We start from the raw sequence: 13911 nt of genomic DNA on the forward strand, positions 1-13911 counted from the left end.
CTACCTTAACTTCAGTGTTGCTAACCCTAGCAACACAAGGAATAAAGAAATAATCCAAAAACGAACAATGACTCGCGGTTCAGGCCAGCCTTTTAATTCATAATGATGATGAATAGGCGCCATTCTAAAAATACGCTGACCACGTAACTTGTATGAACCGACTTGCAAAATCACTGACACGGTTTCCATCACAAACACGCCGCCCATTATCACTAATAAGATCTCTTGACGAACCAAAATAGCAATAGCACCTAATGCAGCACCTAATGCTAGTGATCCCACATCACCCATAAACATTTGCGCAGGATAAGTGTTAAACCACAAGAAGCCTAATCCAGCGCCAACCATCGCGGTACAAACAATAACCAGCTCACCCGCCAAAGGTAAATGAGGAATATTTAGATACTCTGCAAAGCCAACATGGCCAGATAAATAAGCAATGAGGGCAAAAGCACCTGCTACCATGACAGTTGGCATAATGGCCAAGCCATCGAGTCCGTCAGTTAAGTTAACCGCGTTACTCGCACCGACAATCGTAAAGTACGCCAACACGATAAACATGAAACCGAGTTGTGGCATCACATCTTTAAAAAAAGGCACAACCAATTGTGTTTCACCCGGCGTTTTCGCTGTCATATAAAGCACCACAGCAACAGCCAATGCAGCAATAGATTGCAAGGCATACTTCCAACGCGCAACAAGGCCTTTCGTGTCCTTATGGATAACCTTACGGTAGTCATCGATAAACCCAATGCCACCAAAGCTAGCTAACACAAATAGCACCACTAACACATAACGATTGCTAAGGTCGCCCCACAACAATACGCTAATAAAAATACCAGCAAGAATAAGCAGACCACCCATTGTAGGTGTGCCATGCTTACTTAAATGCGACTCTGGGCCATCATTACGGACCACTTGGCCAATTTGCATAACTTGCAGACGCTCGATGAGTTTAGGGCCCCACCATAAGCTAAATACCAAGGCAGTTAATAAACCTAAAATGGCTCTAAACGTCACATACGAAAAAACATTAAACCCAGAATAAAATTGGGTTAAATATTCGGCCAGATACACCAGCATTTACACTAACTCCCCACGCCCAAAGGCATTTTCCAACTCTTGAATGACACGTTCCATCGCCGCGCTTCGAGAGCCTTTAACTAAAACAGTGACAGCCCCTGATACGCTATTTAATTGTTCAATTAGCTTGGGGACAACATCATTAACTTGTTCAAAATGTTCACTACCAAATGCTTTACTTGTGTAAGTTGTTAATTTTCCACAACAAAACATAGAATCTATTTGGGCATCTTTTGCATAAGCGCCAATTTCTTCATGCAAAGGGGCAGCATTGTCGCCTAATTCCCCTAAATCTCCCAGCACTAAACAGCGATATCCATCACGTTGTTGCAACCAATTAATTGCTGCAGCCACTGAGGATGGGTTGGCATTGTAACTGTCATCAATCAATTCAAAGCGCCCTAATGCATGCGGTTGCATTCGCCCTTTCACCGGTTTAAGCGTATTAAGTCCACTCACAATCACATGTAAATCAATCTTTAACGCTAAACATATTGCTGCGGCGGCTAACGCATTGCTCACCTGATGCTCACCAGGTAATGGCAATGTCACTGACGCTCGCTGATGCTGATATGTAAGCTCAAAGCCATAACAACCAAGCTTATCAACAGTCACATTTTTAGCTTGTACATCTGCTTGGATATCGGATTGTTTAGAGAATGACAAACACGAAAATTGCGCCGCTTTTTGTTGTAAAAAGGGCGCAAATGCATCATCGGCATTAATGATGGCAACGCCATCAGCAACCAAGTGATTAAATATTTCAGCTTTGGCTTGAGCAATACCTTGTTGTGAACCAAATCCTTCTAGGTGTGCATTGCCAATATTGTTGACTAAAGCCACCTCGGGTAATACTAAAGATGAAGTGTAATTAATTTCACCTTGGTGATTTGCGCCTAACTCAAATACCCCATACTCATGTTCTGCACTAAGACGAAGTAGAGTAAGCGGGACACCAATATCATTATTAAAATTACCCGCGGTAAATAACACCTTATGTTGTTGCAGCAAGATAGCCGCAACCATTTCTTTCACACTGGTTTTGCCATTTGAGCCGGTTAATGCCACCCGTTTGATTGACACTTGTGCACGTACCCATGCCCCTATTTGCCCCAACGCCGCATGAGTATCACTTACGACTAGTTGCGGAATATCAGTTTCAATAACATGGTCAACGACTAACGCGACAGCGCCATGACCAATAGCGGTATCAATAAATTGATGTCCGTCAAAACGCTCACCTTTTAACGCCAAAAACAGCCCGTTTGATTCAATGGTTCTGCTATCAGTGCTTACAGAGGAAATTTCAACATTCGCGCCGACTAATTGGCCTTTTAAAACCGTGGCTAAGGTCGCTAAAGAAGTCGAAATCATCATTTAGCCCCTTGTAATTGTGCAACCAGCGCCCGTTCATCATAATGATGCTTTATACCTGCCACTTCTTGATAAGTCTCATGCCCTTTGCCTGCAAGCAAAATCACATCGGTAGCTTTGGCCAATGAAACAACCTGTTTAATTGCGCTAACACGGTCAACGTCCACATATGCCTTATCTGGTGCAGTTAACCCTTGCTTTACGTCTTCAATAATCAACAGAGGATCTTCTGAGCGGGTATTATCGCTAGTGATCATCACATGATCAGCACCAAGCTCAGCGGCTTGCGCCATCAATGGACGTTTACCTTTGTCGCGATCGCCGCCGCAACCAAATACGCACCACAACTGGCCTTGGCAATGTAAACGTAACGTTTTTAGTGCTTGAGTCAGCGCATCAGGCGTATGTGCATAGTCGACCACGACAGTAGCTTTACCTTGTTGGGTAAATTGCTCCATACGCCCAGCAACAGGTTTTACTTTGGCCAAACCTGCCAACAGTTCAGCCATATCAGCACCTTCTTGATGCAGCGCCGCAACGGCAGCTAACACGTTGACAAGATTAAATTCACCGAGTAATCCTGAGCGTAATGGCTCGGAAACGAGTTGGCCATCTACCCGATAGTGCAACGTAGCACTGACTCCGTGCGAGTGGTAACGTACCTCACTGCAATAATAATTGGCATTAGCATTACTCAGGCTATAAGACTGAAAATGCGGTTGATTAAGTGATTTCAGCCATTGTAGGCCAACTTCGTCGTCGGCATTAATCAACCCATGTTTAATATGAGGAAAGGTAAATAAACGCTTTTTTGCCGCGCCATAAGCGTGCATATCACCATGGTAATCCAAATGATCGCGGCTTAAATTGGTAAACACCGCCGTTGTAAATGGTACCGCTTCCACTCGCCCTTGTGCCAAACCGTGACTAGAGACTTCCATCGCACAGACATGACAACCTTGTTGTTCAAACTCTGTCAGTTGACGCATCACAGTAATAGCATCAGCGGTTGTGTTACCGCTATCAACCAAGTGTTTTAGCTGGCCGTTACCTAATGTCCCCATTACCGCAGCTTGCATTCCCAACGATTCAACTAACTGAGCAATAATTTGACTCACTGAAGTTTTGCCATTGGTACCTGTGATACCAATAACGGCTAATTGTTGTGAATGCACTTGATAATATTGTGCCGCTAAGGCTGATAACTGACGATTTAATTGGAAAAAACTGATCACAGGTATGCCCGAGTCAGTTAAGGTCACATGTCCATGTTGAGCAGGATCGTCAGTTTGAGCAATCACCGCTCCTGCACCGGCACTTATTGCCTGCGAGATATATTGACGCCCATCAACTTGATAACCTTGTAACGCGACAAAAACATTCGCCTGTTTCACAGTACGACTGTCAAGAATCAGGCCATCAACGTTTTCCGCACCTGAGTAATGAAACCAAGGTGCTAACAAATCTTTCAACAACATCATTTAGCGTTCCCTGATATCGAGGCGAGATTAATGGCCTCACGTTTGGTAATGGGTTCAACATTAAGCATTTGCAGAGCTCCAGACATAATTTTTGCAAAAGCTGGGCCTGCGACAAGACCACCGTAATAGGTATCACCTTTAGGCTCATTGATCACTACCGAAATGGCTAAACGTGGCTTGTGTACCGGTGCGACGCCAGCAAATAAAGCCACATAATCATCACCATAACCACCAGCAATCGCTTTTCGGCTAGTGCCTGTTTTACCTGCCACAGGATAACCTGAAATATGTGCTTTTCTGGCAGTGCCACCAGGCTCTGTTACGCCAACGAGCATTTTCATTACTTGATGCGCTACTTTAGACGAAATAACTTGTTTGCCTTCTGGCTTTTTCTTTAGTTTTAAAATAGAAACGGGATATGAAATCCCACCACTGCCAAGCGTGGCGTACATATGTGCAATTTGTAGCGGCGTGGCCGTAAAGCCATATCCAAAAGATAACGTCGCACGCTCAAAGTCTGACCAACGGCGGCGGTCATGGATAATACCCGCGCTTTCACCGGTTAAGTTAATGCCAGAATAATTTCCCAATCCCATTGCTTGGTAAGTGCCAAGTATCTGCTGGATTGGCATCGACAAGGCCACCTTACTAATGCCGACATTACTAGATTTAATCAAAATTTTGGCTAATGACATGTCGCCATTATTGTGAGAATCACGTACTTGTCGGCCGCCGATACGCATCCAGCCCGGCGAGGTTGAAATTAAATCATCTGCTTTTACCGCACCTGACTCTAATGCCGCAGCAATCACAAATGGCTTAACGGTTGAACCCGGTTCATAGGTATCGGTAATGGCGCGATTACGCATACGATGAGGTTGCAGTTTTTGACGCGAATTGGGGTTATAAGATGGGGTATTAACCATCGCGAGCACTTCGCCAGTCTCAACATCAATCACCACCACTGAACCCGATGTAGCTTGGTACAATTCAGTCGTACGTTTGAGTTCACGGTAAGCTAACTGTTGAATACGTTGATCGATGCTCAATACAAGATCGTTTGAGTTCTCGCCTTTTTCGACCACAGATAAATGCTCTACGACTTTACCGTCACGTGACTTACGTACTTTTTGTTTTGACGGTGTCCCCGTTAACCAAGTGTTGTACGTGTTTTCAATCCCTTCAATACCAACATCATCAATGTTAGTAATACCAATTAACTGGGCAGAGATTTCGCCACCAGGATAATAACGGCGCGACTCAGGCTTTAAGTAAATACCATCAATTTTTAATTCTTTAATGTAATCGGCTACTGCTGGAATCACTTGGCGTTTTAGGTATACAAAACGATGTTTGGGATGATTACGCACTTTATCAACCAAGCCATCGACCGGCAGTTGCAGTACATCAGCTAAAGCTTGCCAGCGGCGCATATCTTCAAATGCATGTTTATCATGAGCAATTTTAGGGTCAGCCCACACAGCCAGCACCGGCACACTCACGGCCATCATTTCGCCGTTGCGATCAGAAATTAGCCCGCGTTGCACCTGATTACTTGTGGTACGCAAAGTACGCATATCGCTTTCATGACGTAATTTGTCAGGTTCAATCAGCTGAATATAGGCTGCACGCGCAACCAAGCTTAAAAACAGCACAATCACCACCCCAACCAAGACGTATAAACGCCAAGGTATTAAGGTTGGTATCTGTTTTCTTTTTGCTTGTCTTGCCATTATCCTCGTACCTGATTATTTGGTTCTAATGATGATTTCTTCTTTTGGCATTGGCCTTACCATGTCTAACTGCTTGGTGGCAATACGTGTCACCCGGCTGTGTTCAGACAGTGATTGTTCTTCTAACAATAAGTTACGCCATTCAATGTCGTAACGGTCTTGAGACTGCTGCAAGACATCCCATTTTGATGTCAATTTACGGGTTTTGTCCGCAGTTAAGACCACCGCTATAGCATTAAAAAGCACTAAAATAGCGAGTAGCACCATAACCTTATGTCGCCATAAGTCTTGTATCACTATTTTAGGTAAACTCAATGAAGACTGACTCACAAGCAACCGCCCATTAATAATCTAAGCGTTCAGCAACGCGTAATACTGAACTACGTGCTCGAGGGTTAACCTCAAGTTCAGCTTCTGAAGGTTTAAGCGCCTTACCTAAGCCTTTGAGTTTTTTGTTTTTGTTTAATTGCGCTTCGGTAATAGGTAAACCATGCGGCACGCTTTCACCTTGGCTATGACGACGAATAAAACGTTTCACCATTCGGTCTTCTAAAGAATGGAAGCTAATCACAGACAATCGCCCGTGTGGCGCTAATGCCACTAACGACCCTTCAAGTGCTTGGTCAATTTGTTCTAGTTCGCTATTGATATAAATACGAATCGCCTGAAATACCCGAGTAGCGGGGTGTTTGTTCTTTTCTTTTTTCTTAGTGATACGAGCAATTAAATCAGCGAGTTCTTTGGTACGAGTAAAGGGAGTTTGCTCGCGATCAGCAGCAATACAGCGGGCAATGTGACGTGAGTTTTTCTCTTCACCATAGGTTTTAAATACCCATGCCATGTCTTCAATTTCGGCACGAGCAAGCCACTGAGCCGCCGTTTGACCTTGACTGTTATCCATGCGCATATCTAATGGGCCGTCACGTAAAAAACTAAAGCCACGATCGGCATCATCAAGTTGCGGCGACGACACGCCTAAATCTAATAATACGCCATTAATTTTGCCAGTTAGGCCAAGGTCGGCAACATAATCAGCCAGTTGCCCAAATCCACCATGAACAATTTGAAAACGAGGATCATCGGCAAACTGTTTTGACGCTTCAATCGCTTGTGGATCTCGATCAATGGCAATTAAGCGCCCTTTGTCACCTAGTTGCGCCAACACTTGTCTTGAGTGTCCACCACGACCAAAAGTGCCATCAATATAAATGCCATCGGGCTGAATATTGAGACCATCAACGGTTTCTTTTAGTAGTACGGATAAATGGGCAAACTCTTGACTCATGTGTGTCTTCTTATTAGTTATAGGGAAAAGTCAGCCAAACGCGGATTATCGGTTAATTCCAATTGTTGAATTAACGCATTATCGTCATCTAACTTCTGCTGCCACGCAGCTTGTTCCCATAATTCAAATTTATTACTTAAGCCCACCAACATGGTTGGTTTAACCAAGTTCGCGTATTGGCGAAGTGCTGACGGGATCACGATCCGGCTGTGCGAATCAAGCTCACAATCCTGAGCATAACCGAGCAACTTACGCTTAAACATGCGCTCTGCTGGGTTGGTATCGGACAATTGCTTGAGTTTATTCTCAATTAATTCCCATTCGTGAAGCGGATAAATCAACAAACATTGCTCACTGATATCGACTGTCACCACCACAATACCTTCATGCTGGCTGCGCAAGGACTCACGGAATCTCGCTGGAATAGCGATCCGTCCTTTAGCATCCATATTGATAGCACTGGCGCCTCTGAGCACAATTATTCAGTCCTTATTTGTGTTATTTGATCCACAATGATCCACTTTTTCCCACAACTGCTAAGTTTAGGGACTCAATGCAAGGGTTGTCAAGGAAAGAAGAGAGATATTAAAGCCTGTTACCAAGCGGGTTAGCACTCTTTTACAGCCAATAATTACTGATTAAAATCGAGGTAGTAACAAGCCATTAATTAATGGTTAACCGATGAAAACATGAACGATTTTGATTGAAAATAATTAAAAAAATTCATCATTACCGTCAAATTTGCATCCATTATCAGTGGGAGATTTTACAGGTTTTATTAAGTCCCATAGCAAACAGCCAAAAATGCAGCCTCAAACATCCTATTGCTGACTAAATATTAACCAATAACGGCCGATATAAAGATAAGGTTCATATTGAGATAACGATGCTGCAAAGAATTCGATGCCCTAGCAGCAATATTAAGGAGGATACATGACCGGACTCGACAGTATTTATGCCATGCTTGCAAGGCCGCACCGTTTGCAGCGGATGGACAATACCCCGAAACGAAAAGTCGGCGGGGTAAATGAAGATACATCAATCAGTGCGAATACCAAAGAGGCCCCCCAATCGAGACAAGCACCGACAAAGCACAAGCATAACGATATCACTGATGACGATGCGCCATTACCCACTAAGGCACCGACTCACCGTATCGATGTCGAAATTTAACGCCTTTTGTTCATCGACCACGCGTTAACTAACGGATAAAACGTGGCGAACAAGTAATAAAGCCTCTGCACAATTATCCGCTTAATAAAACTAATTAAACCCTATTACACCTTTGTATTCAGCCGTTAAAACGCCCTATGTTTTATTTTAATGTGCGCCATTAACGGGCACATTATGGGTTACTTGCGTTAATGCCTGATGCCAGCCTGCAAATCGAGATTGGCGATCGTCACTTGCCATTGTGCTATTAAAGGTTTGATCTACATTAACCAAATGCTGCAACTGTGCCGTTGATTGCCACACGCCAACCGCTAATCCGGCTAAAAATGCCGCGCCCAGAGCCGTGGTTTCAACCATTGCAGGACGAATAACTTCAACATCGCTCATGTCTGCTTGAAATTGCATTAAAAAGTCATTAGCACACGCACCGCCATCCACTCGAATATGATGCAACGTCACTTTGGCATCTTTAATCATTGCCGTAATTAAATCGCATGACTGATAAGCAATCGCCTCAAGCCCAGCACGAACAATATGATAACGATTAACCCCACGCGTTAAGCCAACAATTGCCCCACGCGCTTGAGCATCCCAATAAGGAGCACCTAAACCAACAAAGGCTGGCACCAAGTAAGCACCATTGGTATCAGCAACCTTTTCAGCTAATGACTGGGTTTGATAAGCATGTTCAATCAAGCCTAATTCATCACGTAACCACTGCACGATCGCGCCGCCCATAAACACTGAACCTTCAAGAGCAAAGCATGCCTCACCGTTGTCGCCAATACCCACCGTCGTTAATAACCCATATTTAGATACTACCGCTTGTTTACCGGTATTCATTAACAAGAAACAACCCGTGCCATACGTGTTTTTTACCATGCCAGGTTTGATACACAATTGGCCAAAGAGTGCCGCTTGCTGATCGCCGGCCATGCCAGCAACAGGGACTTGTCCGCCAACAATTGCGGTAGTGCCATACACATCCTTAGACGCTTTCACTTGTGGCAGCATTGACTCAGGAATAGTAAATAACTCGAGCAGAGCTTGATCCCACTGTTGCTGATGAATATTAAACAACATGGTGCGACTTGCATTAGTGGGCTCAGTCACATGCACTTTACCCTCGGTCAGTTTCCACACAAGCCAAGTATCGACCGTACCAAATAGCAGCTCACCCGCTTGCGCCTGTTCACGTGCACCATCTACATTATCAAGAATCCATTTAACCTTAGATGCAGAAAAATACGGGTCGAGCACCAAGCCCGTTTTTTGCTTAATCAGCGGTTCATATCCCTGAGATTTTAATGACTCACAAATAGCTAAAGAGCGTCGACATTGCCACACAATTGCACCGTGAATGGGTTTGCCCGTATGCTTGTTCCAAACAATGGTGGTTTCGCGTTGGTTGGCAATACCAATAGCGGCAATGTCACTATGACTAATTCCCCCACGAGATAACACTTCAGTTAACGATGAGCTTTGCGATGACCAAATTTCCATAGGATCATGTTCAACCCAACCCGCTTTAGGGTAAATTTGTTTAAACTCTCGTTGCGATATCGCCACTATATTGGCTTGACGGTCAAACACAATCGCTCTTGAACTTGTTGTGCCTTGGTCTAATGCCACAATATACGGTTTATCACTCATCTTATCTCCAGCTTACTTCACCTGCCTTTGCAGGGATTTTACGATAAATTAGCACATCATTCTCTTAAACATAATTCACCCGCGCCCACAAAAAAGCCTCAACAATTGTTGAGGCTTTTTAACGCTATCGGCATTGCTACATTATAGTTTGTAGCTTAACTGAATACCGGTTAACAACACGCTTCCTTGTGCTTCACCGCTAAAGTTGACTTTAGCTAACCCATTTAAATTTTGTGACTCTGTAATGGGGGCATCACCATTCATGTGAATATAAGTAACTCCAACATCAACGCTTAAGTTTTTAGTCGCTTGATAACTCGCACCAACACTAAACCATAAACGGTCAGCATCGGGGATAGTGGTTGTACGGTCTTGATCATCTACAGCTGTTTTATCTAACGCAACACCCGCGCGCACTAACCATTGTGAATTAATGTCATAAGTGGTGCCTAACGCAAAACGCCAGTTGTCATGGAAGTTTTCTACTTTTACCACATCTTTATTCGGTGTTTCATCAGGGAAATAAGCCACTAACTCTTTAAACACACTCCATTGAGTCCAGTTAACACTGCCATGAATAGCCCAATTATCAGTTAATTGATGATATGACGCTAACTCAGCAAAAGCAGGTAATTCAAGCGGGATATAACCGTCTATTTTCGGTTTTTGATACTCACCTTCATACACTAACCCAGAAGCATAACCATCAAGTTCCAGCTTCACACCGCTATGGTAAGCAAAGGCCAAACGGTTAGTGTCGTCAAGTTGCCAACTGCCACCGAACTTCCAACCAAAGGCAATGTCATCACCCTTCATATATTTCAATGACGTACCACCATCAGGTAGCGCCGCTTTCACATCATCAGGCACTCCTGGCATTGCTTTTAAACCACCGACCCAAGCTGGTGTACTGGCACCAATTTCACCATCACCATATACAACACGCAAACCCGCACCCACTGAGAACTGCTCGTTAATGCGGTACGCCACATTCGGGTTGAACTCAACCGTGGTAATAGAAGTATGATTACCAAAAATAGCCGCGGTATGATCTTCAGGGATTTCGGTCGCTAAGCCATAGTTAGAGTTAAACGCCACCCCCCAAGTCCATTGATCATTTAATTGGTTTGAATAATAAAAATTAGGTACAAACGCATTATCAGCCACGTCAATCGCATCAGCATTCATGATCATTGCATCAGGTAAAAGAGGTGATTCAACAGAAATATCGCCAACAACATCTACATCAGGCATCACGTAAACACCACCACCAGAGAATTGCGCTCCCTTAAGGTAACTTAACATTGCCGGATTGCTAGACTGAGACGATGCGTTGTCAGCCATTGCTGCATCACCCGCAAATGCGCGGCCTAATCCTGTTGCTGAATATTCCGCCAATTGGAAACCTGCTGCACTGACTTGTGAACTCATCCCTAAAACAACGGTGCTAACCGCTAAGGTGACTATTGATTTTTTCATTATGCTTCTCAAATTTATTATGCTTGTTTAGCGTTGTTAATATAACTCAATATACTGACAACACTGAGTCGTGACCCAACACGAATGGCGGCAAGTTTACTGGCTAAAATACGGTTTGCAACAAAAAATACGCTGCAAAATAGATAAAATAAATATGATGGATATCAACAAACTAGCTTAGATAAATACAAAAAATGGACACTTGTACCCTCAAGCGTAACCAAATGAAACAAACTTAAAATAAACCATTAATTAATAAGGTTTTTAATCGTCTTATTTTATAGAAAAGCTCGCTGATTTTAACTCTAAAATAAGGACTAAATGATGAAACTGAGAAATGTAAACTGCATATTTTAAATAATCAATTTAACTAATTGACCAAAAAAAATACACCCAAGTTGTGAATAGCAGCCAAACTCACATTAAAACAGCTAACACCACAAAACCTGCCTTGATGTATAGCTGCTTATCAATGCTACAAACTCAATCATTGAAAATGTTCAAATGATAGATCAAAAAATACCGACATAAAGACGGTATTTTTATTAAATGCTCGTAGTCAATAAAGATTAACAATCAGATGCTGCAGGCATTGGTAATTTTTTAGTTGAATCGTTAGGGTCTTCAATATCGGTTGTAAATGTTGGTAATGCACCAGCACTAGCCGCCTCATTGTAATCTAAATAACAAGTATCTGGCGCACCAACTTGCTGAATTCTAACCTTACCACCAGTACCAGTTACAGACCAATCACTCGCTGAAAGTTCAACAGCCAATAACAATTGAGCAGCATCACCTTCAATATAGCCAAAACGAGTTGAAACAGGAGATGACGAGCCAATGTCTACCGAACCTCTTTCAGTATTCAATCCTTTTTTTTCTTCACCGGCAATCACAGCTTTTGAATATACTAAGGTATTGGAACCTTGTATTGCAGCCTTAACACCTTGTAGCGTAGATACCCGAGCATCACCTTGTAAATTGATAAATTTAGGTGCGGCAACGACGGCCAAAATGCCGAGAATAATAATCACCACCACTAATTCTATTAGAGTAAAGCCTTGTTGTTTTTGCATGAATAAACCTCTTAATTATTCATTATTAATTTAAGCGGAAAATTAACATGTTATCATCTAAATTTCCACGAACATCATCACCTTACACCAAATGAGTCACAAAATTTACACTCAAAGCAATGTACTTGGCTTAACTATGATTAATGGCAACATCTATCATTCGTGTTAAACAGACTGCCATTTAGTTAATCCGTAAGCTATTGTCATTCTAAAAGTGTAAAAATCTGCTCACATTAACGGTCATATTGGTATTGCTCCCATTACTATTTGGGCATAAAAAAACCTGCAAAATGCAGGTTTTAATGTCACTACCACGCTTACATATTAACAACCATCAGCTTTAACGGTATAAGTAGGTAGACCATTAACGGATTGAGCAGGTGTATATTCTAAGTTACAAGCAACGGTACTCGAGTAAGGAGAACCCACTTGATACAATATTGTCGCAGTAGATTGATCTGCAGCTCCTTCAACAATCTTCCATTCATTGGTGGTATCGAGCTGCAAGGCAGTCGTTAATGAGGTGGCATCGTTTTGCAAATAACCAAATCTCGATTTTACAGAGCTGGTATCACCAAGATCGACAACGCCATCATCATCTTTTTCCAAGCCTTGAATGGCAGCCTTTGAATAAACTAAGGTATTAGCACCTTGTAACGATGCTTTTAAGCCTTCTAAAGTCGACTTATACGCATCTCCTTGCAGGTTAATAAATTTAGGCGCTGCAGTTACAGCTAAAATCCCTAAAATAATAATCACCACAACCAGTTCAATTAAGGTAAAACCTTGTTGCTTTTTCATTACTTCTAATCCTAAGGTCAATATTACTTTTTAATCAAAAATAGCACTTCAATTACCATGTGTTCATGCTTAACGACAAAAACAAGTCAATGGTAATATAGCCGCTTTAAAATATGTCTAATAGACTTCGATATTAGACTGATAACTAAATTCTTAGCGCATGTATCACTGACAGCAGGCAACCAAGAAAAATTGACTTATTACATACCATCGTGCTCAATCAGCGCAATTTAACAAGCAGAAGCGTCAGGGACAGTGCTGTACTCTGGTAACAAGTTTGAAGCTGTCGGCTGTTTATAACTAAAGTTACACGTTGTCGGTGCACCGCGCTGTATGATAAATGCCACACCAGCATCTGCACCTGTACCGATCTGAATCACCCAGTCATTGGTGCCACTTGCAGCAATTTCAGCTGCATCGCTAATGTCAGTAACTGAATCAAACGTCACATCCATGGCACGCTCTAAATCAGCTTGAGTCGCAAATGTATAACCATAAGCAATATTAAGATCCGCTGAACCAGAGCCAATATCAATTGTAGTAGCAGGTTCTTTTTCTTTACCCGCAATAGCGGCTTTTGAGTAAACTAAGGTATTAGCCCCTTGAATGGCGGCTTTAAAACCATTTAGTGCTGACACGCGGGCATCACCTTGTAAGTTGATGAATTTAGGTGCTGCGACAACGGCTAAAATACCTAAAATAATGATCACGACAACCAATTCAATCAGTGTAAATCCTTGTTGCTTTTTCATAATAGTTACCTCGAAAATAGA

Annotated in this window: 13 protein-coding genes; 1 reads left to right on the top strand and 12 read right to left on the bottom strand. The window is 42.7% G+C overall.

Annotated elements, in window-relative coordinates; all coding sequences use genetic code 11:
* The 7 genes from mraY to mraZ are packed head-to-tail and all read right to left on the bottom strand — an operon-like array spanning position 1 to position 7432.
* Entirely contained in the window at positions 1-1083 is a 1083-nt protein-coding gene (gene mraY / locus G3R48_RS13830; RefSeq protein ID WP_153665589.1) for a phospho-N-acetylmuramoyl-pentapeptide-transferase, read from the bottom strand.
* On the bottom strand, positions 1084-2457 hold the full coding sequence (locus tag G3R48_RS13835) for a UDP-N-acetylmuramoyl-tripeptide--D-alanyl-D-alanine ligase (RefSeq protein ID WP_153665751.1): 1374 nt from the start codon (positions 2455-2457) through the stop codon (positions 1084-1086).
* On the bottom strand, positions 2457-3938 hold the full coding sequence (gene murE / locus G3R48_RS13840; RefSeq protein WP_153665591.1) for a UDP-N-acetylmuramoyl-L-alanyl-D-glutamate--2,6-diaminopimelate ligase: 1482 nt from the start codon (positions 3936-3938) through the stop codon (positions 2457-2459). The genes G3R48_RS13835 and murE overlap by 1 nt, the downstream gene beginning before the upstream one ends.
* Complete coding sequence (locus tag G3R48_RS13845) at positions 3935-5671, bottom strand: peptidoglycan D,D-transpeptidase FtsI family protein (protein ID WP_153665593.1); 1737 nt, start codon at positions 5669-5671, stop codon at positions 3935-3937. The genes murE and G3R48_RS13845 overlap by 4 nt, the downstream gene beginning before the upstream one ends.
* Before the next feature lie 15 nt (positions 5672-5686).
* Positions 5687-6001, bottom strand: coding sequence for a cell division protein FtsL (gene ftsL, locus G3R48_RS13850; RefSeq protein ID WP_212593366.1), 315 nt, complete (start codon positions 5999-6001; stop codon positions 5687-5689).
* A gap of 13 nt (positions 6002-6014) precedes the next feature.
* Entirely contained in the window at positions 6015-6956 is a 942-nt protein-coding gene (gene rsmH, locus G3R48_RS13855) for a 16S rRNA (cytosine(1402)-N(4))-methyltransferase RsmH (protein WP_153665595.1), read from the bottom strand.
* A gap of 17 nt (positions 6957-6973) precedes the next feature.
* On the bottom strand, positions 6974-7432 hold the full coding sequence (mraZ, locus tag G3R48_RS13860) for a division/cell wall cluster transcriptional repressor MraZ (protein WP_212593367.1): 459 nt from the start codon (positions 7430-7432) through the stop codon (positions 6974-6976).
* A gap of 457 nt (positions 7433-7889) precedes the next feature.
* Here mraZ and G3R48_RS13865 point away from each other — a divergent pair, with 457 nt between their 5' ends.
* A complete protein-coding gene (locus G3R48_RS13865; RefSeq protein ID WP_153665597.1) occupies positions 7890-8129 on the top strand; it encodes a hypothetical protein in 240 nt (79 codons plus the stop codon).
* Positions 8130-8276: 147 nt separating this feature from the next.
* Here G3R48_RS13865 and glpK read toward each other — a convergent pair whose 3' ends face one another.
* The 5 genes from glpK to G3R48_RS13890 form a co-directional block, all read right to left on the bottom strand.
* On the bottom strand, positions 8277-9782 hold the full coding sequence (glpK, locus tag G3R48_RS13870; RefSeq protein ID WP_153665599.1) for a glycerol kinase GlpK: 1506 nt from the start codon (positions 9780-9782) through the stop codon (positions 8277-8279).
* 141 nt (positions 9783-9923) lie between these two features.
* A complete protein-coding gene (locus tag G3R48_RS13875; protein WP_153665601.1) occupies positions 9924-11261 on the bottom strand; it encodes an outer membrane protein transport protein in 1338 nt (445 codons plus the stop codon).
* A 569-nt stretch (positions 11262-11830) separates the two neighbouring features.
* Positions 11831-12337, bottom strand: a complete 507-nt coding sequence (locus G3R48_RS13880; protein WP_153665603.1) for a prepilin-type N-terminal cleavage/methylation domain-containing protein — start codon at positions 12335-12337, stop codon at positions 11831-11833.
* A gap of 324 nt (positions 12338-12661) precedes the next feature.
* Positions 12662-13138, bottom strand: coding sequence for a type II secretion system protein (locus G3R48_RS13885; protein WP_153665605.1), 477 nt, complete (start codon positions 13136-13138; stop codon positions 12662-12664).
* 230 nt (positions 13139-13368) lie between these two features.
* Positions 13369-13890 (bottom strand): type II secretion system protein, encoded by a 522-nt coding sequence (locus tag G3R48_RS13890; RefSeq protein ID WP_153665607.1) that lies wholly within the window; start codon positions 13888-13890, stop codon positions 13369-13371.
* Positions 13891-13911 lie beyond the last annotated feature (21 nt).

Source organism: Shewanella intestini, assembly GCF_018221465.1.
Taxonomy (GTDB): Bacteria; Pseudomonadota; Gammaproteobacteria; order Enterobacterales; family Shewanellaceae; genus Shewanella; species Shewanella intestini.

Excerpts from the sequence above, each read along its gene's own strand:
- mraY (WP_153665589.1), bottom strand. The coding sequence starts at position 1,083 with ATGCTGGTGTATCTGGCCGAATATTTAACCCAATTTTATTCTGGGTTT.
- G3R48_RS13835 (WP_153665751.1), bottom strand. The coding sequence starts at position 2,457 with ATGATTTCGACTTCTTTAGCGACCTTAGCCACGGTTTTAAAAGGCCAA.
- murE (WP_153665591.1), bottom strand. The coding sequence starts at position 3,938 with ATGATGTTGTTGAAAGATTTGTTAGCACCTTGGTTTCATTACTCAGGT.
- G3R48_RS13845 (WP_153665593.1), bottom strand. The coding sequence starts at position 5,671 with ATGGCAAGACAAGCAAAAAGAAAACAGATACCAACCTTAATACCTTGG.
- rsmH (WP_153665595.1), bottom strand. The coding sequence starts at position 6,956 with ATGAGTCAAGAGTTTGCCCATTTATCCGTACTACTAAAAGAAACCGTT.
- G3R48_RS13865 (WP_153665597.1), top strand. The coding sequence starts at position 7,890 with ATGACCGGACTCGACAGTATTTATGCCATGCTTGCAAGGCCGCACCGT.
- glpK (WP_153665599.1), bottom strand. The coding sequence starts at position 9,782 with ATGAGTGATAAACCGTATATTGTGGCATTAGACCAAGGCACAACAAGT.
- G3R48_RS13875 (WP_153665601.1), bottom strand. The coding sequence starts at position 11,261 with ATGAAAAAATCAATAGTCACCTTAGCGGTTAGCACCGTTGTTTTAGGG.
- G3R48_RS13880 (WP_153665603.1), bottom strand. The coding sequence starts at position 12,337 with ATGCAAAAACAACAAGGCTTTACTCTAATAGAATTAGTGGTGGTGATT.
- G3R48_RS13885 (WP_153665605.1), bottom strand. The coding sequence starts at position 13,138 with ATGAAAAAGCAACAAGGTTTTACCTTAATTGAACTGGTTGTGGTGATT.
- G3R48_RS13890 (WP_153665607.1), bottom strand. The coding sequence starts at position 13,890 with ATGAAAAAGCAACAAGGATTTACACTGATTGAATTGGTTGTCGTGATC.